The organism is Streptomyces anulatus, assembly GCF_000721175.1.
GTDB lineage: Bacteria > Actinomycetota > Actinomycetes > Streptomycetales > Streptomycetaceae > Streptomyces > Streptomyces anulatus_C.
In genome coordinates, this window is the sequence record NZ_JOEZ01000007.1 from 490,221 (window position 1) to 513,359 (window position 23,139).

The 23,139-nt window shown below is 72.3% G+C and carries 15 protein-coding genes and 1 pseudogene; 12 read left to right on the top strand and 4 right to left on the bottom strand.

The window, feature by feature from the left end:
- The first annotated feature begins 192 nt into the window (after positions 1–192).
- The gene (glgP, locus tag IG90_RS0110695) at positions 193–2,862 is read left to right on the top strand and encodes an alpha-glucan family phosphorylase (RefSeq protein WP_030581101.1); all 2,670 of its coding nucleotides are present in this window, start codon (positions 193–195) and stop codon (positions 2,860–2,862) included.
- A gap of 89 nt (positions 2,863–2,951) precedes the next feature.
- On the opposite strand, the gene IG90_RS0110700 is transcribed toward glgP, so the two are convergent.
- The 3 genes from IG90_RS0110700 to IG90_RS0110715 all read right to left on the bottom strand — a co-directional run bounded on the left by IG90_RS0110700 (position 2,952) and on the right by IG90_RS0110715 (position 9,514).
- Positions 2,952–4,985 (bottom strand): M4 family metallopeptidase, encoded by a 2,034-nt coding sequence (locus IG90_RS0110700; RefSeq protein WP_030581103.1) that lies wholly within the window; start codon positions 4,983–4,985, stop codon positions 2,952–2,954.
- A 777-nt stretch (positions 4,986–5,762) separates the two neighbouring features.
- The gene (locus tag IG90_RS0110710) at positions 5,763–7,643 is read right to left on the bottom strand and encodes an ABC transporter ATP-binding protein (RefSeq protein WP_030581105.1); all 1,881 of its coding nucleotides are present in this window, start codon (positions 7,641–7,643) and stop codon (positions 5,763–5,765) included.
- Positions 7,640–9,514 carry an ABC transporter ATP-binding protein gene (locus tag IG90_RS0110715; RefSeq protein WP_030581107.1) on the bottom strand — a complete coding sequence of 625 codons (1,875 nt, stop codon included), beginning with the start codon at positions 9,512–9,514 and terminating at the stop codon, positions 7,640–7,642. The genes IG90_RS0110710 and IG90_RS0110715 overlap by 4 nt, the downstream gene beginning before the upstream one ends.
- Positions 9,515–9,687: 173 nt before the next feature.
- On the opposite strand from IG90_RS0110715, the gene IG90_RS0110720 reads away from it, so the two are divergent.
- The 4 genes from IG90_RS0110720 to IG90_RS0110735 are packed head-to-tail and all read left to right on the top strand — an operon-like array spanning position 9,688 to position 13,418.
- Complete coding sequence (locus tag IG90_RS0110720; RefSeq protein WP_030581108.1) at positions 9,688–10,605, top strand: ABC transporter ATP-binding protein; 918 nt, start codon at positions 9,688–9,690, stop codon at positions 10,603–10,605.
- Position 10,606: 1 nt separating this feature from the next.
- Positions 10,607–11,404, top strand: coding sequence for an ABC transporter permease (locus IG90_RS0110725; RefSeq protein WP_051860069.1), 798 nt, complete (start codon positions 10,607–10,609; stop codon positions 11,402–11,404).
- A 14-nt stretch (positions 11,405–11,418) separates the two neighbouring features.
- Entirely contained in the window at positions 11,419–12,768 is a 1,350-nt protein-coding gene (locus IG90_RS0110730) for a sensor histidine kinase (RefSeq protein WP_033893962.1), read from the top strand.
- A complete protein-coding gene (locus tag IG90_RS0110735) occupies positions 12,765–13,418 on the top strand; it encodes a response regulator (RefSeq protein ID WP_030581117.1) in 654 nt (217 codons plus the stop codon). Before IG90_RS0110730 ends, IG90_RS0110735 begins: the two co-directional genes overlap by 4 nt.
- Positions 13,419–13,516: 98 nt before the next feature.
- On the opposite strand, the pseudogene glgX reads toward IG90_RS0110735, so the two are convergent.
- A pseudogene (glgX, locus tag IG90_RS0110740) lies at positions 13,517–15,835 on the bottom strand (glycogen debranching protein GlgX); the annotation flags it as partial.
- A 152-nt stretch (positions 15,836–15,987) separates the two neighbouring features.
- Between glgX and IG90_RS0110745 the strand changes: the two are divergent.
- From IG90_RS0110745 to IG90_RS0110775, 7 genes are all read left to right on the top strand, one after another.
- Positions 15,988–17,229, top strand: coding sequence for a L,D-transpeptidase (locus IG90_RS0110745; protein WP_030581121.1), 1,242 nt, complete (start codon positions 15,988–15,990; stop codon positions 17,227–17,229).
- Positions 17,230–17,445: 216 nt separating this feature from the next.
- Complete coding sequence (locus IG90_RS0110750; RefSeq protein WP_030581124.1) at positions 17,446–18,687, top strand: L,D-transpeptidase; 1,242 nt, start codon at positions 17,446–17,448, stop codon at positions 18,685–18,687.
- A 93-nt stretch (positions 18,688–18,780) separates the two neighbouring features.
- Positions 18,781–19,548, top strand: a complete 768-nt coding sequence (locus IG90_RS0110755) for an enoyl-CoA hydratase/isomerase family protein (protein ID WP_030581127.1) — start codon at positions 18,781–18,783, stop codon at positions 19,546–19,548.
- Between the two features lie 274 nt (positions 19,549–19,822).
- Positions 19,823–20,338: an ATP-binding protein gene (locus tag IG90_RS0110760; RefSeq protein WP_030581130.1), complete on the top strand. Its 516-nt coding sequence runs from the start codon at positions 19,823–19,825 to the stop codon at positions 20,336–20,338.
- A gap of 409 nt (positions 20,339–20,747) precedes the next feature.
- A complete protein-coding gene (locus IG90_RS0110765; RefSeq protein ID WP_030581134.1) occupies positions 20,748–21,596 on the top strand; it encodes a polysaccharide deacetylase family protein in 849 nt (282 codons plus the stop codon).
- Positions 21,597–21,635: 39 nt separating this feature from the next.
- Complete coding sequence (locus tag IG90_RS0110770; RefSeq protein ID WP_030581138.1) at positions 21,636–21,851, top strand: EF-hand domain-containing protein; 216 nt, start codon at positions 21,636–21,638, stop codon at positions 21,849–21,851.
- Between the two features lie 163 nt (positions 21,852–22,014).
- Complete coding sequence (locus IG90_RS0110775) at positions 22,015–23,076, top strand: CopD family protein (protein WP_030581141.1); 1,062 nt, start codon at positions 22,015–22,017, stop codon at positions 23,074–23,076.
- Positions 23,077–23,139: the final 63 nt, after the last annotated feature.

The window sequence follows — 23,139 nt, forward strand, 5'->3', positions numbered from 1 at the left end:
TGACGGGGGATCACGGGCGAGGCGGATGGGGCGCCGGTGGGGAGGCGCGCGGCGGTCGGCCCCGGATCCGGTGAGCCGTCCGCGCGCCGTGGCAGCCCGCCACGGACGGCCGCTACCGTCAGGGGTGACGGAAGGGACGCACACCGTCGTGCGTCCCCTCGGATGCGCAAGTCCCCTGTAAAGGTGGAGTACGTGAAGGCCATTCGTCGATTCACCGTGCGTCCTGTCCTCCCCGAACCCCTCCGACCCCTCCACGACCTCGCGCGCAACCTGCGATGGTCGTGGCACACCGAGACCCGTGAGCTCTTCCGGTCCGCCGACCCCGAGGGCTGGCGGCCCGCGGACGCCGACCCCGTGCGCCTGCTCGGCTCGCTGTCCGCCGGGCGGCTGGCCGAACTGGCCGGGGACGAGGAATACCTCGCCCGCCTCGCCGAGGCCTCCGCGGACCTGGCCGAGTATCTCGACGGCCCCCGCTGGTACCAGGAACAGCTGGCCGCCGGAGCCGAACTCCCCTCCGCCGTGGCCTACTTCTCACCCGAATTCGGCGTCAACGCGGCGCTGCCCCAGTACAGCGGCGGCCTCGGCATCCTGGCCGGCGACCACCTCAAGGCCGCCAGCGACCTCGGCGTCCCGCTCATCGGCGTCGGCCTGCTCTACCGGCACGGCTACTTCCGCCAGACCCTCTCGCGCGAGGGCTGGCAGCAGGAGCACTATCCCGTCCTCGACCCCAACGAACTCCCGCTCGACCTGGTCCGCGAGGCCGACGGCACGCCGGCGCGCGTCGTCCTCGCCCTGCCCGGCGGACGCTCGCTGCACGCGTGCGTCTGGCTCGCCCGGGTCGGCCGCGTGCCGCTGCTCCTGCTCGACTCCGACGTCGAGGAGAACGCGCCGGGCGAACGCGACGTCACCGACCGGCTGTACGGCGGCGGCAGCGACCACCGGCTGCTCCAGGAGATGCTGCTCGGCATCGGCGGGGTGCGCGCGGTGCGCACCTGGTGCCGGCTGACCGGCACCCCGGAGCCGGAGGTGTTCCACACCAACGAGGGCCACGCCGGCTTCCTCGGCCTGGAGCGCATCCGTGAACTGGCGGACACCGGACTCGAGTTCGACGCCGCGCTCGAAGTGGTCCGGGCCGGGACCGTCTTCACCACCCACACCCCGGTGCCCGCCGGGATAGACCGTTTCGACCGGCAGCTGATCGCCCGCCACTTCGGCGACGACGGCGAACTGTCCGGCGTACCCGCCGAGAAGATCCTCCGGCTCGGCACCGAGACCTGTCCCGGCGGCGAGCCCGAGCTGTTCAACATGGCGGTGATGGGCCTCCGGCTCGCCCAGCGCGCCAACGGCGTCTCCACCCTGCACGGGGCCGTCAGCCGGGAGATGTTCTCCGGGCTCTGGCCGGGGTTCGACCCCGCCGAGGTGCCCATCACCTCCATCACCAACGGGGTCCACGCACCGACCTGGGTCGCCCCCGAGGTGTTCCGGCTCGGCGCGGGCCAGGTCGGCGAGGGCCGTGCCCACCAGGTGCTGGCGGGCGGCCCGGTGGCCGACGAGGACTCCTCACAGGCCGGCACTCCCCGCCGCTGGGACTCGGTGACCGGCATCGCCGACCAGGAGATCTGGGACCTGCGTCGGGACCTGCGCGGACAACTGGTCACCGAGGTCCGCCGCCGCCTCTACGCCTCCTGGCGCCGGCGCGGCGCGGGCACCGCAGAGCTGGGCTGGATCGACGGCGTCCTCGACCCGGACGTCCTGACGATCGGCTTCGCCCGGCGGGTCCCCTCGTACAAGCGGCTCACGCTGATGCTCCGCGACCGCGACCGGCTGCGGGCACTGCTGCTGCACCCGACGCACCCGGTCCAGATCGTCGTCGCGGGCAAGGCCCACCCCGCCGACGACGGCGGCAAGCGGCTGGTGCAGGAGCTGGTCCGGTTCGCGGACGACCCGCGGGTGCGCCACCGCATCGTCTTCCTGCCGGACTACGGCATGGGCATGGCGCAGAAGCTCTACCCGGGCTGTGACGTCTGGCTCAACAACCCGCTCCGCCCGCTGGAGGCGTGCGGTACGAGCGGGATGAAGGCGGCGCTGAACGGCTGCCTCAACCTGTCCGTGCGCGACGGCTGGTGGGACGAGTGGTTCGACCCGGACTTCGGCTGGGAGATCCCCACCGCCGACGGTTCGGCGGTCGACGAGGACCGCCGCGACGAGCTGGAGTCGAACGCCCTGTACGCCCTGATCGAGGACCGGGTCGCCCCGCGTTTCTACGACCGGGGGGCCGGAGGTCTGCCCGACCGCTGGATCGAGATGGTCCGCTCCACCCTGGTCAACCTCGGTCCGAAGGTGCTCGCGGGGCGGATGGTGCGCGAGTACACGGAGCGCCTGTACGCCCCCGCCGCGCAGGCCCGGCGGGCCCTGGAGCCCGGAATCGCGCGGGACCTCGCCCAGTGGAAGGCCAAGGTCAGGGCGGCCTGGCGCGGGGTCTCCGTCGATCATGTGGAGTCGGTGACCGACACCGCGGAGGGCGGTTCGGCGGAGCTCGGCGCCACCCTGGCGCTGCGGGTGCGGATCGCGCTCGGCGGCCTGGCCCCCGACGACGTGGAGGTCCAGGTGGTGGCGGGCCGGGTCGACTCCGGCGACGCCATCGCGGACGCCCAGATCTTCCCGCTGAAGCCGGCGGGCGGCCAGGACCTGGAGGACCGCTGGCTGTACGAGGGACCGCTCGCCCTGGACCGGACGGGACCGTACGGCTACACCGTGCGCGTCCTGCCCGCCCACGAGCTGCTGGCCACCAGCGCCGAACTGGGCCTGGTCGCGCTGCCGACCGAGGTGATGGGGGAGGGCGCGGGCGTGCTGATGCGCTGAGCGCGCCATGGCGAACGGCCCGGGAGGGGGCGAACCCCTCCCGGGCCGTTCCGTGTGTGCTCCCTCCGGGCCGGTGAGACCCGGTGGGATCAGAAGGTGAGCTTGAAGCTGTTGATCCGCCCGGTGTCCTGCCGCGCGACGTCCTGGACCTTCAGCTTCCAGACCCCGTTGGCCACCTCGGACGAGGCGTTGACCGTGTAGGTCGCCACCACGTTGTCCGCGGAGTCGCCGGAGGAGGAGTTCTTCAGCCGGTAGGCGGTGCCGTCCGGGGCCACCAGGTCGATGACCAGGTCACCGCGCCAGGTGTGCGTGATGTCCACGCCGACCTTGAGGGTGCTCGGCGCGTTGCCGGCCACACCGGAGACGGTGACCGAGCTGGTGACGGCCGCGCCCGCGTCCGGGATGTTCACGACGGTGGTGTTCTCGAACACCTTGCCGCCCGGGTCGCCGCCGCCGGGGCGGGCGCCCACGTTGATGCCGGCCCAGGCGTGGGCCACGGCCGCGTACTCGGGGCTGGTGGCCCCGTACAGCTCACTGGCGACCGCGAGCGTGCCGGTGCGAGCGGCGGCGTAGTTGGTCGTCGAGGTGAACTTGGTGGTGAGCGCCTTGAACCAGATCAGCGAGGCCTTGTCCCGGCCGATGCCGGTGACCGGCAGCCCGTCGGAGGTCGGGGAGTCGTAGCTGACGCCGTTGATCGTCTTGGCGCCGCTGCCCTCGGAGAGCAGGTAGTACCAGTGGTTGGCCGGGCCCGACGAGTAGTGCACGTCGACGTTGCCGATGCCGGAGTACCAGTAGTCCTTGGAGCTGCCGTCCCTGCTCGGCTTGTCCATGTAGCGCAGCGGGGTGCCGTTGCCGCGGATGTCGATCTTCTCGCCGACCAGGTAGTCGCCCTGGTCCTGGGAGTTGTTCGCGTGGAACTCGACGGCGGCGGCGAAGATGTCGGACGTCGCCTCGTTGAGACCGCCGGACTCACCGCTGTAGACGAGACCCGCGGTGTTCGAGGTGAGACCGTGGGTCATCTCGTGGGCGGCCACGTCGATGGAGGTCAGCGGCTTGGCGTTGTTCGCGCCGTCGCCGTACGTCATGCAGAAGCAGCTGTCCTGCCAGAAGGCGTTGACGTAGTTGTTGCCGTAGTGGACGCGGGAGTACGCGCCCACACCGTCGCCCCGGATGCCACTGCGGCCGTGCACGTTCTTGAAGTAGTCCCAGGTGAGCGCGGCTCCGTAGTGGGCGTCGGCGCCCGCGGTCTCGGCGTTCTGCGGAGTGCCGTCGCCCCAGATGTCGTCCGGGCCGGAGAACAGCGTGCCGGTGCCGGAGCTGCCCCGGTTCAGGTTGTACGTCTTGTGGTTGCCGCGCGTGGTGTCGGTCAGCGTGTACGAGGGCGCGGTGCCGAGGGTGACCTGGCCGCCGTACTGCGTGTTGCCCGTGCCGTTGTGGACGGCCTGCCACTCGTAGAGCTTCTCGCCGGAGGAGGCGTCGGTGAGTACGTGCAGCTCGTTCGGGGTGCCGTCGTGCTGGAGCCCGCCGACCACGGTCTCGTACGCGAGCTGCGGCGCGCCGCTGCCCAGCCACACCACCTTGCGCGGGGCCTCGCTGGCCTCCTTGGCCTTCGAGCCCTCGGCCTTCGCCGCGCCGAGCGCCTGCTTCTCGGCCGCGGCCGGGGCCACGTCGGCGGTGAGGCCGACGGCCTTCAGCTGCGCACTGGTCGCCCTCGACGCCTTGCTGACGCCCTCGGTCGCCCCGGCCGCGGACTCCTTGACCACGAGGTCGCCGCCGAGGACGGGAAGCCCGTCCAGGGTGCGCTCGTAGCGGGTGTGCGTCGTGCCGTCGCGGTCCTGGACGACATCGCGGACCACGAGCTTCTCGGTGGACCCGAGACCGAGTTCCCTGGCGGTGGCCGCCTTGGTGGCGTTGGCCTCGCTGAGCAGCTCCGCGCGCTGGGCGGGGGAGAGCTTGACGGGCAGGGCTCCCGGGTCGGCCTTCGTGCCGGCGGTGATGCCACCGAGCGGGGCCGAGGCGGGGGTGGCGGTAGCGGCGCCGGAGGGAACGGCGACGGCTATGAGGGCTGCTGCGGCTATCAGAGCGCCGGTCGCGGTGGCGCGACGGCTGGGCGTGGATCTCACGCGGACTCCTTCTGCGAGGGGGGTACCGGCGGCGCTGGACGGGCCGTCCGGACGGTGCAGGCGGTGCGCAGAACGGGGTGAAGAGTGTCAGCAGATGACCACGCCTGTCAGGGGCGCGTCAACAACTTGGCCGGTTTTCGTTCGTTGCCGGAAAGGTCATGTTCGTTGAGCGGACGTTTCGCCGATCGTTGCCGCAGCGTTACCGGGAGTTGGGGAGCCCGGTATTCACAGGGTGGTCACAGGTTTCGTGCGCCACGGGCACCGCACCGCCGCGGGCGGGGAGAGGCGTGATGACCGCCTGATGAGACGGCGTCGGGTTCTGGCCAGATCCGCACGCCGGAATGTGCCGGTCCGTCAGGATGCGGCCCGGGGTGGAGAACGGTGCCCGGACGCTCGCGCTCGCGTGCTCAGGCGCTCGCGTCCGGCGGGGACGGCCGGGGCGGTGGAGGTGACGCCGATGGAGAACGCGGTGGCCGGTGCGGCCGTGATCGCGCCCGGGTGGCGGTAACGGGTGGCGGCCGTCCGAGTGGGTCCTGCCTTCGCGTAGGAGTCACTACGCGCGGCGCACCTGCCACACCTGGACCGGGGTGTCGTACGGCATGCCCCCCGCTCAGGGCCTGTCGGGTGGCCTTCGACCGGAAAGGCGGACGCGGTCCGGTGCGTGCGGTTCCAAGGCGCCGGGATGTCCCCGTAGCGGAGCTACCAGGGCATCTCGGCGACGCTGTAAGCGTGCGTGCCAGGGCGTGGCCGCCGGGTCAGAGGCCACCCGACAGGCTCTCAGGCCAGACTGTCCTTCCACGTCCGGTGCAGCCCCGCGAACCGCCCCGTACCGCCGATCAGTTCGGCCGGCGCGCCGTCCTCCACGATCCGGCCGTGCTCCATCACCAGCACCCGGTCCGCGATCTCCACCGTGGAGAGCCGGTGGGCGATCACCACCGCCGTGCGGCCGTGCAGCACCGTGTCCATGGCCCGCTGCACGGCCCGCTCGCCCGGGATGTCCAGGGAACTGGTCGCCTCGTCCAGGATCAGTACCGCCGGGTTCGCCAGCAGGGCGCGGGCGAAGGCCACCAACTGCCGCTGGCCCGCCGAGATCCGCCCGCCCCGCTTGCGCACGTCGGTGTCGTAGCCGTCCGGCAGGGCGGCGATGAAGTCGTGCGCGCCGATCGCCTTCGCGGCCTGCTCGATCTCCTCGCGGGTGGCGTCCGGGCGGCCGATCGCGATGTTCTCCGCGACCGTCCCGGAGAACAGGAACGCCTCCTGCGTCACCATCACCACGCCCCGCCGCAGCTCGGCGGTGTGCAGGTCGCGCAGGTCCGTGCCGTCCAGCAGGACCCGGCCGTCGGTCGGGTCGTAGAAGCGGGCCAGCAGCTTGGCGAGCGTGGACTTGCCCGCGCCCGTGGAGCCGACGACCGCCACCGTCCGGCCCGCAGGGATGTGCAGGTCGAAGGTGGGCAGCACCTCACCGCCCGTACGGTAGGCGAACCGCACCCCGTCGAACGTGACCTCCCGGCCCGGGAGTTCGCCGGAGAGCGGCGGCAGCTCCCTGGGCCGGTCGGTCTCCGGGACGTTCGGCGTCTGGGCCAGCAGACCGGCGATCTTCGTCAGTGAGGCGGCCGCCGACTCGTAGGAGTTGAGGAACATCCCCAGCCGGTCGATCGGGTCGTACAGCCGGCGCAGATACAGCACCGCCGCCGCCAGCACCCCGAGCGCCAGCGTCCCGTCCGCCACCCGGTAGGCGCCCCACAGCACCATGCCGGCCACTGCCGTGTTCGCGATCAGCCGCGAGCCGACGACATAGCGCGCCATCTCCAGGATCGCGTCGCCGTTCCTCCGCTCGTGGTCGCTGTTCAGCGCGCCGAACACGGCGTCGTTGCTCCGCTCCCGGCGGAACGCCTGCACCGGGCGGATGCCGTTCATCGTCTCCGCGAACTTCACGATCACCGCAGCGATCGCCGTCGACCGCGCCGTGAACGCGACGGACGCCCGCCGCCGGTACATCCGGACCATCAGATACAGCGGTACGAAGGAGAGCGTGGCGATCGCGCCGATCCCCAGGTCCAGCCAGAGCAGCACCAACGAGATCGACACGAACGACAGGACCACGCCGATCAGTTCCTGGAGCCCCTCGCTCAGCAGCTCCCGCAGCGACTCCACGTCCGTCGTGGAGCGCGAGATCAGCCGGCCCGAGGTGTAGCGCTCGTGGAAGTCGACGCTGAGCGCCTGCGCGTGCCGGAAGATCCGGCCGCGCAGATCGAGCAGCACGTCCTGGTTGATCCGCGCGGAGGCCCGGATGAAGCCGTACTGGAGGATGCCCGCGCCGACGGAACACAGTGCGTAGCCGACGGCGACCGCGATCAGCGGGCCGTAGTCGTGGTCCCGGAACGCCGGAACCCCGCTGTCGATCGCGTACGCCACCAGCAGCGGGCCCGCCTGCATCGCGACCTGCTGGACCAGCAGGAGCAGCGCCGCCACCGCGACCCGGCCGCGCATCGGGGCCAGCAGCGAGAACAGCAGCGCCCTCGTCGCCCCGGGCGGCGCGGGCAGGTCGTCCTGGTCGAACGGGTCGTCGGAGAGGGGCGGTTCGGGCGCGGCCGGACTCTTCGCCCGGTGGTCGCCCTCGGCCGCCGGGAGCGAGGCGTCGTCGGTGGTCGTGGTCATCGGGCACTGCCTTCCTCGGCGGGGACCTGCTGGACGGGGGCGCCCACCGGTGAGGCGGGAAGCCCCTCGGCGCCTTCGTGCCCCCGCGCCGTACGGGCCGGATCGCCGTGCTCGGCTCCCGACATCAGCCAGGCGTACTCCGCGTTGTCGCGCAGCAGCTCCTGATGGGTGCCGACCGCGGCGATCCGGCCCCCAGACAGCAGCGCCACCCGGTCGGCCAGCATCACCGTGGAGGGGCGGTGCGCCACGACCACCGCGGTCGTCCGCTCCAGGACCTGCCGCAGCGCGGCCTCCACCAGCGTCTCCGTGTGCACGTCCAGCGCGGAGAGCGGGTCGTCCAGCACCAGGAAGCGCGGCTCCCCGACCACGGCGCGGGCCAGCGCCAGGCGCTGGCGCTGGCCGCCGGAGAGACTCAGGCCCTGCTCGCCGACCTCGGTGTCCAGGCCGCGCGGCAGGTCGTGCACGAAGCCGGCCTGGGCCACCGACAGCGCCCGGCGCACCTGCGCCTCGTCCGCGTCCGCCGCGCCCATCGTCACGTTCTCGCCGACCGTCGCGGAGAACAGTGTCGGCTCCTCGAACGCCACCGACACCAGCTCCCGCAGCCGTGAACGCTCCATCGTGGCGATGTCCTCACCGTCCAGCAGGATCCGCCCGCCGGTCACCTCGTGCAGGCGGGGCACCAGAGCGGTGAGCGTCGTCTTGCCCGACCCCGTACCCCCGACGAGGGCCAGCGTCTCACCGGGCCGGATGTGCAGGTCGATCCCGGCGAGGACCGGCGGCGAGCCCGGATCCGCGTCCGGGTAGCGGAACTCGACGCCCTCGAACACCATCCCGGCGGCGGTGGCCGGCGCGTCCTCGCGTACGGCGACGGCCCCGGGCTCCTCCGCCACGTCCATCACCTCGAAGAACCGGTCGGTGGCGGTCGCCGACTCCTGGCTCATCGCCAGCAGGAAGCCGATCGACTCCACCGGCCAGCGCAGCGCGAGCGCCGTGGACAGGAACGCCACCAGCGTGCCCGCGGACAGCGAGCCGTCCGCCACCTGGATCGTGCCCAGCACCAGTGCCGCGCCGATCGCCAGCTCCGGGATGGCGGTGATCAGCGCCCAGATCCCGGCGAGCAGCCGGGCCTTGCCCAGCTCCGTGGTGCGCAGCCGGTGCGACAGCGCCCGGAAGGCCTGCGCCTGGCTGCGGTGCCGGCCGAAGCCCTTGACGATGCGGATGCCGAGCACGCTCTCCTCGACGACCGTGGTGAGATCGCCGACCTGGTCCTGGGCCCGGCGCGCGACCACCGAGTACTTCGTCTCGAACAGCGAGCACAGGATCATCAGCGGCACCGCGGGCGCCAGCAGCACCAGGCCGAGCGTCCAGTCCTGGGCGAACAGAAGGACGAACCCGAGCAGGATCGTCGTGGTGTTGACGATGAGGAAGGTCAGCGGGAACGCCAGGAACATGCGCAGCAGCATCAGGTCCGTCGTCCCGCGCGACAGCAGCTGACCCGAGGCCCAGCGGTCGTGGAAGGCGACCGGCAGCCGTTGCAGATGGCGGTACAGGTCCGCCCGCATCGACGCCTCGACCCCGGCCAGCGGGCGCGCCACCAGCCACCGCCGGAACCCGAACAGCAGCGCCTCCGCGATGCCGAGCAGCAGCAGATACAGCGCCCCCAGCCATACCCCGCCCGGATCGCGGTCGGCGACGGGACCGTCCACCATCCACTTCAGGACCAGCGGGATCACCAGCCCCAGAGAGGACGCCAGGATCGCCACGAGGGCGGCGGTGAACAGGCGCACCCGCACGGGTCGGACATAGGGCCACAGGCGCAGGAGGGAGCGCACGGCGGACCGGTCCGTGCGCTCTGCAGGCTTTTCGGGCATCAGGGCCGACCCTACGTTTCACCACTGACATCGGTCCTCCCAATTTCGGCCGGACCCCGCCGCTCCTCCCGGCCGGTCCGCCGGGTCGTACCCCGCATCAACCGATCGGCTGATGAGCCGTCGAGCGTGACGGCGGATACCGGCCGGGCCCGTCCGCCGGAACCCTGGTGGACATGGCAATCATCGAAGTCAACGGGGTGCGCAAGACCTACGCGGGCCGTGACGTGGTCGACGGCGTCTCCTTCTCCGTCGACCAGGGAGAGATCTTCGGCATCCTCGGCCCCAACGGGGCGGGCAAGACCACCACCGTCGAATGCGTGGAAGGCCTGCGCACCCCCGACGCGGGCACGGTCAGGGTCGCCGGGCTCGACCCCATCGCCGACCACGACCGGGTGACGCAGCTGCTCGGCGCGCAGCTCCAGGAGAGCGAGCTCCAGGCCAAACTGACCGTACGGGAGGCGCTGGAGCTCTACACCGCCTTCTACCCGGCCCCCGCCGACTGGCGTCCGCTCGCGGACCGGCTCGGCCTGGCGGACCGGCTCACCACCCGCTTCGCCCAGCTCTCCGGTGGCCAGAAACAGCGTCTGTTCATCGCCCTCGCCCTGATCGGCAACCCGAAGGTCGTCGTCCTCGACGAGCTGACCACCGGCCTCGACCCACGCGCCCGCCGCGACACCTGGCAGCTCATCGAGGAGATCCGCGACGGCGGGGTGACCGTCCTGCTCGTCACCCACTTGATGGAGGAGGCCCAGCGCCTCTGCGACCGGATCGCCGTCATCGACCGGGGCAAGGTCGTCGCCCTGGACACCCCGGCCGGGCTGATCCGGCGGTCCACCGGCTCCACCGTCGTCTCCTTCGTCCCCTCCCGCACCCCGACCGGACCCGAACTGGACCGGCTCGCCGCGCTGCCGGGCGTCGCGTCGGTGACCCCGCCCGATCCCGCCGGCGTCCTCGTCCTGCACGCCACCGACGACACCGTCACCCCGCTCATCTCCCTGCTCGCCGAACTCGGCGTCACCGCCCGGCGGTTGCGGATCACCGAGACCAGCCTCGACGAAGCCTTCCTCGACCTCACCGGACAGGACGCCTGACATGAACCGCGAACCGACCCTGACCCGTGCGCCGGAGACGACCGCCCCGGCCCGCCGGCGCAGCCCCATGGCGGCCGTCCTGCTCACCGAGACGCGACTCTTCCTCCGCGAACCGGGCAGTCTCTTCTGGATCCTCGCCTTCCCGACCGTCCTCCTGGTGATCCTCGGCTTCATCCCCACCTTCAAGGAGGCCGACGACAACCTCGGCGGACGCCGGGTCATCGACCTCTACGTCCCCGTCTCCGTCCTGCTCGCCATGATCATGGCCGGGCTCCAGGCGATGCCACCGGTCCTCAGCGCCTACCGCGAACGCGGCATCCTGCGCCGCATGTCCACCACCCCGGTTCGGCCCTCGGCCCTGCTCACCGCCCAGATCACCCTGCACGGCGCCGCCGCCCTCGGGTCGGCGCTCCTGGTCGTCGCCGTCGGCCGCGTCGGCTACGGGGTCGCGCTGCCCGGACAGCTGGCCGGCTACGCACTGGCGCTGCTGCTCTCGGTCGCCGCCGTGCTCACCCTGGGCGCGACGATCTGCGCCCTGTCCCGTACGACGAAGGCGGCCACCGCGGTCGGCTCGGTCGCCTACCTCGCGATGATGTTCACCGCCGGGGTCTGGGTGCCCGTCCAGGCGATGCCCGACACTCTGCGCCGCATCGTGCAGTTGACCCCCTTCGGCGCCGCTTCCCAGGCCCTGGACCAGGCCGCGTCCGGCCACTGGCCGAGCTGGGCGTACCTCGGGGTCGTCGCGCTGTGGACCGTGCTGCTCGGCCTCGTCGCCGGTCGGCTCTTCCGGTGGCAGTGACGGAGACTGCTCGCATGACGCAGCCGTCCTGCTCCCCGTGCCCGTCCGGTGCGCCGGGGCCCCGCACGGTCGAGGACCGCTGGGAGCAGTTCTACCGGTACGGGCCCTACGCCGTCCTCAGCCTGTCCGTCCTCGTCGGGGCCGTCGCAGCCGATCTGATCATGACCCGCAGCGAGATGTACCTGGCCGGGGCCCTGGCCGTCGCGGCGTACGGGCTCCAGCTCTGGTGGGGCCGGGCCCGCCCGCGTACCGCTCCGGGCGCCCCGGCCGGGGTGGCCTACTACGCCGTGCGGACCGTCCTCGCCTTCGCCCTGTCGTGGCTCAACCCGTTCTTCTCGATCTACGCGGCCCTCGGCTACTTCGACGTCGAACCCCTGCTGCCCAAGCGGGCCGTGCGGATCGGGCTGCTCGCCACCGCCGTCACCCTGGCCGGTTCGCAGAGCGGGGGACTGCCGCCCGCCTCCCTGATGAACTGGGTCGCCTTCGGTGCGCTGTACCTCCTCAACGCCTCGCTCGCCCTCTTCTTCCGGTACGTCGGGATGCGGGAGGAGGAGAAGGCCCGGATCCAGGTCGCGACCATCGCCGAGCTGGAGCGCACCAACCTCCGGCTGGAGCAGGCCATGGCGGAGAACGCGGCCCTGCACGCCCAGCTCCTCGTCCAGGCCCGGGAGGCCGGGGTCGACGACGAGCGGCGCCGGCTCGCCGCCGAGATCCACGACACCCTCGCCCAGGGCCTCGCCGGGATCATCGCCCAGCTCCAGGTCGTCACCTCCGTCTCGGACCGCGATCCGGAGACCGCCCGCGTCCACTTGGAGCGGGCCGCCGCGCTCGCCCGCCACAGCCTCGGCGAGGCCCGCCGCTCCGTGCACAACCTGGCCCCCGCCGCCCTGGAACACGACGAACTGGCCGGGGCGCTGGAGAAGACGGTCGCAGGCTGGGCCGAACAGCACCGCGTCCGGGCCGACTTCACGGTCACCGGCACCGTCGAACCGGTCCACGACGAGATCGCCGCCACCCTGCTGCGCATCGCGGGCGAGGCGCTGGCCAACGCCGGGCGGCACGCCGGGGCCTCACGGGTCGGGGTGACGCTGTCCTTCATGGACGATGAACTGACCCTGGACGTAAGGGACGACGGGCGCGGCTTCGACCCCGCGGCCGCCGCCCCGGCAGGGCGCACCGGAGGCTTCGGCCTCGGCGGCATGCGGGCCCGCGCGGAACGCATCGCGGGCGCGGTCGAGGTGGAGTCGGAACCGGGCGGCGGCACCGCGGTATCGGCCAGAGTCCCGCTGGTCAGGCACCCCGTGAACAGCACCGCGGTGGCCCCTGGTCAGGCACCCGTGAGTCCCCGTACGGTGCCGTCATGACCGAGACCACCGCCCGCGCTGTCAGCCTCGTCGTCGTAGACGACCACCCGGTCGTCCGCGACGGGCTGCGCGGCATGTTCGCCGCCGCCGCCGGCTTCGAGGTGCTCGGCGAGGCGTCGAACGGAGTGGACGCGCTCGCGGTCGTCGAACGGCTCGACCCCGACGTCGTCCTGATGGACCTGCGGATGCCCGGCGGCGGGGGAGTGGCGGCCATCGCCGAGCTGACCCGGCGCGGCGCGCGCTCCCAGGTCCTGGTGCTGACCACGTACGACACCGACTCCGACACACTGCCCGCGATCGAGGCGGGCGCGACCGGCTACCTCCTCAAGGACGCCCCGCGCGAGGAGCTGTTCGCCGCCGTCCGGGCCGCCGCCGACGGGCGAAGCGTCCTGTCGCCCGCCGTCGCGTCCCGGCTGATGAACCGGGTCCGCACCTCCGCCGCCGACCAGGCCGAGACCTCCCTGTCGGCCCGTGAGCGCGAGGTGCTGGTGCTGGTGGCGCGGGGCACCACCAACCGGGAGATCGCCGCCGAGCTGTTCATCAGCGAGGCGACCGTGAAGACCCACCTCACCCACATCTTCGGCAAGCTGGGCGCCAAGGACCGGGCCGCGGCGGTCGCCGTCGGCTACGACCGGGGCATCCTCGGCTGATCCGCAGGCCTTTCCTCCCCAGGGGCGTCTCGCCGGTCATGGCCCCGATCGACAGGCCGCGGCGGCCCGTCCGGCCCCGATCGACAGGACACCCCCTGCTCCGTCACCCGCAGCAGCAGCACCGAGCGGGCCGGCACCGTCAGCTCCGTACCGCCGTCGAGGACCGTGCCGGGGGCCTCGGCCTGCTCCTCCCGTGAGGTGTCCAGGACCAGTTCGTACGCGTTCGCCCACGGCGCTCCCGGCAGCGCGAAGGCCGTCGGCTCCGCGCCCGCGTGCAGCACCGCCAGGAAGCTGTCGTCGGTGACCGGTTCGCCCCGCGCGTCCCGCCCCGGGATGTCCCGGCCCGAGAGGTACAGCCCGAGCGTGGCCGCCGGTGCGTACCAGTCACCCTCCGTCATCTCCCGGCCGTCCCGGGCGAACCAGGCCAGGTCCCGCAGCCCGTCCGGGGCCTGCGCCCGGCCCGAGAAGAACGCGCGGCGCCGCAGCACCGGATGGGTCCGGCGCAGCGTCAGCACCCGGGCCGTCAGCTCGGTCAGCTCCCGCCACTCCGGCTGGTCGAGCAGCGACCAGTCCACCCAGCCGGTCGCGTTGTCCTGGCAGTAGGCGTTGTTGTTGCCGCCCTGCGTCCGGCCCATCTCGTCGCCCGCCACCAGCATCGGAACCCCGGTGGACAGCAGCAGCGTGGTCAGCAGGTTACGGAGCTGGCGGCGGCGCAGCGCGTTGATCTCCGGGTCGTCGCTCTCGCCCTCCGCCCCGCAGTTCCACGCCCGGTTGTCACTGGTCCCGTCCCGGTTGCCCTCCCCGTTGGCCTCGTTGTGCTTCTGCTCGTAACTGACCAGGTCGCGCAGGGTGAACCCGTCGTGCGCGGTGACGAAGTTGACCGAGGCGTACGGGCGGCGGCCGCCCCAGGCGTACAGGTCGCTGGAGCCGGTCAGCCGGTAGCCGAGATCCCGTACGTCGGGGAGCGTGCCGCGCCAGAAGTCGCGCACCGCGTCGCGGTAGCGGTCGTTCCACTCGGTCCAGAGCGGAGGGAAGGCTCCCACCTGGTAGCCGCCGTTGCCGACGTCCCACGGTTCGGCGATGAGCTTGACCCGGCGCAGCACCGGGTCCTGGGCGATCACCGCGAGGAACGGCGAGAGCATGTCGACGTCGTGCATCGAGCGGGCCAGCGCCGCCGCCAGGTCGAAGCGGAAGCCGTCGACGCCCATCTCGGTGACCCAGTAGCGCAGCGAGTCGGTGATGAGCCGCAGCACCTGGGGCTGCACCACGTGCAGGGTGTTGCCGCAGCCGGTGTAGTCGGCGTAGCGGCGGGGGTCGTTCTGGAGGCGGTAGTAGCCCCGGTTGTCGATGCCGCGCAGCGACAGCGTCGGGCCCAGCTCGCCCGCCTCCGCGGTGTGGTTGTAGACGACGTCGAGGATCACCTCGATCCCGGCGTCGTGCAGCGCGTGCACCATCCGCTTGAACTCGCCGACCTGCCCGCCCGCCGTGCCGGAGGCGGAGTAGTCGGCGTGCGGGGCGAAGTAGCCGATGGAGTTGTAGCCCCAGTGGTTGTGCAGCCCGCGCCGCAGCAGATGGTCCTCGTGGGCGAACTGGTGGACCGGGAGCAGCTCGACGGCGGTCACCCCGAGCCGGGTGAGGTGCCCGATGGCGGCCGGGTGTGCGAGACCCGCGTACGTGCCGCGCAGCTCGGGCGGGACGTCCGGGTGGAGCCGGGTGAAGCCGCGTACGTGCAGTTCGTAGATGACGGAGTCGGCCCACGGGGTCTTGGGGCGGCGGTCCTCCACCCAGTCGTCGTCGTCGTGGACGACCACGCCCTTGGGCACGAAGGGCGCCGAGTCCCGGTCGTCGCGCACGGTGTCGGCGACATGCTGGTCCGGCCAGTCCCGTACGTGCCCGTAGACCTCCGGCGGCAGGGTGAAGGTCCCGTCCACCGCACGGGCGTACGGGTCCAGCAGCAGCTTCGCCGCGTTCCAGCGGGCTCCCGTCCACGGGTCCCAGCGGCCGTGCACCCGGTAGCCGTACCGCTGACCGGGCCGCACCCCGGGGACGAAGCCGTGCCAGATCTCATGGGTCAGCTCGGTCAGCGGGCAGCGGGTCTCGGCGCCCCGCTCGTCGAACAGACACAGCTCGACGGCCTCGGCCCCGCCCGCCCACAGCGCGAAATTGGTCCCCGCCACCCCGTCCGGGCCGACCCGGAAACGGGCCCCCAGCGGCATCGGGGCCCCGGGCCACACGGCGGGGGCCGGTGCTCCTGCCCGTAGGGCGGCCTCGGCGCGGTGGGCCTCCGCGACCTCGGCGCGCAGGGACTCCGTGACGTCCGCACGGGTGCCGGGTCCGGCCCGGCCCGGTGGTTCCCCGGTCTCCACCGCCGTCCCCGCCGGATCCTGTACTGCCTCCTGCTCGGCTGCGCTCGACACCCTGTCGCCTCCCGCGGCTCGTGGGACGGGCACCTACGAGTGGCACGCGGCGTCCCGGCCGCGGCCCTTCCCAGGCAGTCCTCCCCTCTGTTCTGCCCACCGGGCGGCCCGCACTCACGTTTCCCCCGACCGGCCCCGGTCGTTGGGGGAGCGTGAACCACTCAGCGAAGAGCGCACGGGCCGGCTCGGCCGCCGTGCTGACATGGGCAGGGCTGCTGACCGTGCTGGTCCTTCTGACCGGCTGCACCGACACCCGGGAGGCCGTGCTCAACGGCAAGGCACGATCCCCCGGCGACGCGATCAGCGTCTTCCCCGAGAACGGTGCCAAGGACGTCGACGAGAAGACCCGCATCGCGGTGAAGGTCCCCGACGGGCGGCTGGAGAGCGTGAAGGTCATGCGGATCGAGGACGCGCAGCAGCAGACGGTGGCGGGGCGCATCGCCGAGGACGGGCGCTCCTGGGCCCCGGAGCCCGAGGTGGCCCGGCTCGCCCTCGCCGCGAAGTACAGCATCGACGCGGTGGCCGTGGACGGTGCCGGGCGCCGCTCCGCCCGGCACGCCACGTTCACCACGCTCGTCCCCGAGCACCGCTTCATCGGCTACTTCAAACCGGAGAACCGGTCCACCGTCGGCACCGGCATGATCGTCTCCTTCTCCTTCAACCGGCCCGTCGCCGATCGCGCCGCCGTGGAGAAGGCCATCCGGGTGACGTCCGATCCGGTGGTGGAGGTCGCCGGCCACTGGTTCGGCAAGGACCGGCTCGACTTCCGCCCGAAGGCGTACTGGAAGCCAGGCACCGAGGTCACCGTCGACATCGGGCTGCGGGACGTCGAAGGCGCCCCGGGGGTCTACGGCAGCCAGGACAAGACCGTCGTCTTCACCATCGGCCGCTCCCAGGTCTCCCGGGTCGACGCGGAGGACAAGACCATGGAGGTGCGCCGGGACGGAGAGCTCGTCGTGACGGTCCCGATCACCGCGGGCGCCCCGAAGACGACCACGTACAACGGGAAGATGGTGGTCACCGAGATGCACGAGGTGACCCGGATGAACGGGGCGACCGTCGGCTTCACGGACAAGGAGGGCAAGGGCGAGTACGACATCAAGGACGTTCCGCACGCGATCCGGCTCACCGAGTCCGGCACCTTCCTGCACGGCAACTACTGGGCCGACGAGTCCGTCTTCGGCGAGGAGAACGTCAGCCACGGCTGCATCGGGCTGCGCGACGCCAAGGGCGGCAGCGGCTCCACGCCCGGCGGCTGGTTCTTCGACCGGACCCTGATCGGCGACGTGGTCGAGGTGGTCAACTCCCGGGACGGAAAGGTCGCACCGGACAACGGACTCAGCGGCTGGAACCTCGGCTGGAAGAAGTGGAAGGCCGGTTCAGCCCTGCGCTGAGGGTCCCGGCCGCTCCGTGGGCCCGGTCGTCTCCCCGGCCGGCCCCGGCACCCCGCGCCACCTGCGCGGCTCTCCGGACCACTTGGGACGGAACGGTGACATTCCGGAGGGAGTTCACCCCGCTCGCGATGTGATTATCTTGCGGCGGCGCGCATGTTCGGCGCGCGGGGGTGCGGGCCATGGCGGGACCAGGCCGTGCGAGGGGAGACGACCACAGTGAACGGGCAGCCGATATCGGGGGCATCGGCCGGGGCGAGCGGGAAGCGGCGCGGCGGGCCGGGGCTCCTGGCCCTGGTTCTGGGAGCACTGCTGTTGCTGGTGACGGCGTGCGGCGGCAGTGCCGACGCAGGGGACAGGAACAAGCCGGCGGGCGGTGCGAAGAAGGACACGGCCGCCTCGCAGGCGGTCGTGACCATCGCGCCGAAGGACGGCGCGGAGTCCGTGGCGACCAGCGGTGCGCTGAAGATCGGCGCCGAGCAGGGCAAGCTGACCACGGTGAAGGTCGCCGACCCCAAGGGCAACGAGGTCGCGGGCGAGATCGCGGCCGACGGCGCGAGCTGGGTGCCGGAGCGGCACCTCGCCGCCGCCACCAAGTACACGGTGCACGCGGTCGCCAAGGACGCCGAGGGCCGTGAGTCGGCGAAGGACACCACCTTCACCACGCTGGTGCCGCAGAACACCTTCATCGGGCAGTACACGCCGGAGGACGGCTCCACCGTCGGCGTCGGCATGCCGGTCTCCATCCACTTCACCCGGGGCATCACCGACCCGGCCGCGGTGGAGCGGGCGATCAAGGTGACGGCCGAACCGGCCGTCGAGATCGAGGGCCACTGGTTCGGCAACGACCGTCTCGACTTCCGCCCGGAGAAGTACTGGGCGGCGGGCACCAAGGTGACCGTCGACCTCGACCTCGACGGCGTCGAGGGCCGGCCGGGCGTCTACGGCAAGCAGGCGAAGACGGTGAAGTTCACCATCGGCCGCAGCCAGGTCTCCACCGTCGACGCGAGCGCGAAGCGGATGAAGGTGGTCCGCGACGGCGAGCAGATCAAGGACATCCCGATCTCCGCGGGCGCCCCGGCGACGACCACGTACAACGGTCAGATGGTCATCAGCGAGAAGCTCAAGGTGACCCGGATGAACGGCGACACCGTCGGCTTCGGCGGCGAGTACGACATCAAGGACGTGCCGCACGCCATGCGGCTGTCCACCTCGGGCACCTTCCTGCACGGCAACTACTGGGGCGCGTCCTCCATCTTCGGCAACACCAACACCAGCCACGGCTGTGTCGGTCTGCGCGATGTGCGCGGCGGCTACGACAACCAGACGCCGGCGGCGTGGTTCTACGACAGGTCGATGATCGGTGACGTGGTCATCGTGAAGAACTCCAAGGACAAGCAGATCGCCCCGGACAACGGCCTCAACGGCTGGAACATGGACTGGGAGGAGTGGAAGAAGTAGGACCTCCTTCCGCTCCCCGGCCGACCCGGCGGGCCCGGTGCTGTGACCAACGGCACCGGGCCCGCCGGCGTTAGCGGTGGTTAACCTCTTCGCATGACTGTGACTCTGGAAGTACGCGACGGTGTCGGCACCATCCAGCTGGACCGGCCGCCCATGAACGCCCTGGACGTGGCGATCCAGGACCGGCTGCGGGAGCTGGCCGAGGAGGCGACCCGGCGCGAGGACGTGCGCGCCGTGATCCTCTACGGCGGTGAGAAGGTGTTCGCGGCGGGCGCGGACATCAAGGAGATGCAGGCGATGGACCACACCGCGATGGTGCTCCGGTCCAAGGATCTCCAGGACGCCTTCACCGCCGTCGCCCGCATCCCCAAGCCGGTCGTCGCCGCCGTCACCGGCTACGCGCTCGGCGGCGGCTGCGAGCTGGCGCTCTGCGCCGACTTCCGGATCGCCGGGGACAACGCCAAGCTCGGCCAGCCGGAGATCCTCCTCGGACTGATCCCGGGCGCGGGCGGCACCCAGCGGCTCGCCCGGCTGATCGGCCCCTCCCGGGCCAAGGACCTCATCTTCACCGGCCGCATGGTCAAGGCGGAGGAGGCCCTGACGCTGGGCCTGGTCGACCGGGTGGTCCCGGCCGCCGAGGTCTACGAGCAGGCGCACGCCTGGGCCGCCAAGCTGGCCAAGGGGCCCGCGCTGGCGCTGCGCGCGGCCAAGGAGTCGGTGGACGCCGGGCTGGAGACGGACCTCGACACCGGGCTCACCATCGAGCGGAACTGGTTCTCCGGTCTGTTCGCCACCGAGGACCGCGAGCGGGGCATGCGCAGCTTCGTCGAGGAGGGCCCGGGCAAGGCCACGTTCGGCTGACCGGTAGTCAGAACGGGTGGCCCGGTAGTCGGGTCGGGCGGTCCCGCGCGGGGAGTTCATCCGTCAGAGCGGTTTATCCGGGCCTTAAGGCAACCTTAAGGCCCGGTGTCGTCGTCGGCCGGGCGACCCTCGCGGGGCCGGGCATCGCCGCAGCTCAGCGGGGCCGTTCGAGTCGCTGTTCTGCCAGGGGCATATGCCAAGAGCCTCCTGCGGAACGAGTCGTTCCGGGGTGCGGATTCCTGCGGAACTGCCCCGGGGGGCGATCCGTGCGGCCATGATGGTGGGCATGGCGGGCTTGGAGGGTGTGGATCAGCCGCGACCGCGCAGCAGTGCGACCGCGGCATGCTGGACGTCGACCATGGATGACGAACAGGCTTTCAAAGCACTGGAGTTGTTCGGAAATCCGACCGAGGGGGAAGTCCGGCTGCCGTCCCGTCCGGAGTCGGCGGCGACGGCCCGTCGGCTCACCTCCTGCGTCGCCCTCCGCCAGTGGGCCCTCTCGCCGCAGACCGCGGAGTACGCGGTGCTCCTCGTCTCCGAGCTCGTCGGCAACGCGGTGCGCCACACCGGGGCCCGGGTCTTCGGGTTACGCATGGTGCGCCGCCGGGGCTGGATCCGTATCGAGGTGCGTGATCCCTCGCGCGGGCTGCCGTGTCTGATGCCGGTGCGTGAGATGGACGTCAGTGGCCGGGGGATCTTCCTCGTCGACAAGCTCTCCGACCGCTGGGGCGTGGATCTGCTGCCGCGCGGCAAGACCACCTGGTTCGAGATGCGGATCTCCGACCGCTGATACGCCGGAGGTCCCGGTCGGTACGAGGTCCGGTCGGTACGCAGAAGCCCCCGGTCGCCCGTGGTGCGGCGCTGTGGGGGCTTCTGGCGGGGGCCGCGAAATCAGGGGTGTGTTCACGGCCGCTCATGACGACTTGGCCCGGGTCGATGGGGGTCGCGGCACCGACTATGGCAGACGGGCGACCCCGGCGCCAAAGGGACTTGTCGGCGTATTTTCGTTTCAAACGGGCATTTGTCGTTTGAATCGTAGGTGCGTTCGGTCACTTGCCTGGCATTCCATGCATTCTTATGGCGGGGATTGAATGATCCATTGATCATCCGGCGAACTGCCCAATCGTCCTATTTCGCTCATCATGCCTCTACTGTGTCCCGGGAATCGGTGGAACCGGTGGAACGCGAGGTGATCGGGCATGGACGGACGCAGGGCTCCCATGGGCCGCCGCGACGCGCTGGGCGCCGGGGCCGGGGCGCTGGCCGCCGCGCTCACCGCGGGATGCGCCCGGAGCGACGGGGCGGGCGGAGCCGCCGGACCCGCGGCCGCCACCCGTCGGCCCGGCCCGGCCCGCGCCTCCGGCTCCTCCGGCCCCACCGCCTCCGCGGCCGCCGCCCCGCGCCGGTTCCCCGGGCTGCCCGTCCGGATCGCGCACGGCCCGCGCGACCGGCCCCGGGTCGCCCTCACCTTCGACGGGCGGGGCGACCCCCGCCTCGCCCGTACCGCACTCGCCCGGTGCGAACAGGCCGGGGCGCGCGTCACGGTTCTCGCGGTCGGCACCTGGCTCGCCGAACACCCCGGTCTGGCCCGTCGGATCCTCGACGGGGGCCACGAGATCGGCAACCACACCGAGCACCACGTCGACCTCGCGGCCCTGGACGAGCGTGCGGCGTACGAGGAGATCGCCGCCTGCGCCCGGCGGCTGCGCCGGCTCACCGGGTCCATCGGCACCTGGTTCCGCCCCTCGCCCACCGCGTACGCCTCCCCGCTCGTCCAGCGCCTCGCCCAGCGGGCCGGCTACCCCCATGTCCTCGCCTGCGACGTGGAGTCCCTCGACCACGCGGCCACCCGCGTCGCCGCCGTCACCCGGAAGGTCGCCGGGGAGCTCCGCAACGGATCGGTGGTGGAGCTGAGCCTCGGCCGCCCGGTCACCGTCGACGCGCTGCCGCTGCTCCTCGCCGAGATCGGCCGGCGCGGGCTGCGGGCGGTGACGGCCACGGAGTTGATGGACCGACCGGCCGCCGGCGTCACCCGGACGGCCCGATAATCTGACCCCTGACATTCGGCATCACGAAGGGGCGGGACTGTGGCGGACATCGAGTCGGCGCGGACGGCATTCGAGCGGTTCGACAAAAACGGCGACGGGCTCATCACGGCCAACGAGTACAAGAGCGCGATGGCCCAGCTGGGCGACCCCTTCGTCACCGAGACGGTGGCGCAGGCGGTCATCAACGCCCACGACACCAACGGTGACGGCCTCCTCACCTTCGACGAGTTCTGGGCCTCGCAGAACAAGGGCTGAGCCGCTCGTGGCAGCCGGCCCCGCGCCGTCGGGGACCGGCCGCCGACGTGATCCGAAGAGAAGACCCTATGTCCGGCGGGGCCCTTTCCGGGTGCCTTCCGGCCGTCGCGCCCACCGTGCGCGGCTTGCTGTGTCTTTGTCCACCGGCGAGGATCGGGCCGTGATGTTCTCCGGACCCCCCGCCGACCCGGCCGCGCCCGGCACCACCCCCGCGCCGGCCGGGCCCGGGATACCGCCCGCCCCGGCCGCACCGGTGCCTGCGGGCGACGCGACAGAGATATCCGGGCGGCCGGCCGGCCGCTCGTGGACCACCCCTCTCCTCCTCTGCGCCGCAGGCGTCCTCGCGCTCCTCATGGCCCTGTTCGGCCCCGGCCTCATGGCACGCGGCACCGGGGAGCTCCGGATACCCGGCGCGGGGCTCACCACCGTGCTCCGCACCGTCCTGTTCACCGCACTCGCCCTCCACCTGGGCGAACTCCTCGCCCCGCAGCTCATCCGGCCCGTCCGGGGCCGCCCCCGTACCGCCGTACGGAGCTGGGCGGTCGCCGCCTCGGTCGCCGGGGCGGCCGCCGCGGCCGGGCAGATCGTCCGGCTCGCCGCCGTCAGCGACCTCGGGATCACCGAGACCTACGGCACCCGCGAGGGCGGTCTGCTCCTCCTCATCGCCAACGGCCTGGTCCTCGCCGCCGTCTGCGCCGCGAGCAAGCGCCCGGCCCTCGCCCTCGCCCCGCTCGCCCTCGTCATCGGCGCGGAGGCCCTGCGCGCGCATCCGGAGGCGTACAGCCCCGAGTTCGGCGCCGCCCTCACCGTCGTCCACCTGACCGCCGCGTCGCTGTGGACCGGCGGCCTGCTGCACGTGCTGCGCACCATGTGGCTCTGGCGCGGCTCACCCGTCGCGGCCCGCGCGCTGCTCGGCCGGTACGCGCGCCTGGCGATCTGGCTGTACGTCGCCCTCGCCGCCACCGGCACGGTCTCGGCCCTGCGCCGGCTGCCGCTGGACGTGGTGTTCACCTCCGCCTACGGGCGCACCCTGCTGGTCAAGCTGGCGCTGATGGCCGTGGTCAGTGTGCTGGCGGTGGCGGCCCGGCGGCGGATGCTCCGGGACGCCGACCCGTCGGCCGCGCACCTGACGGCCCGCCGCGAGCAGGTCGTGCTGGGTCTGGTCGTGGTGGTCTCGGCGGTCCTCACGGTGGTCCCCGACCCGCACTGGATCTCCCTGCGCTAGTGCCGCGTCAGCCAAGGTTCGCCCCGTCGCGACGCCGCGCACGCACTCTCGCCGCACCGGCCG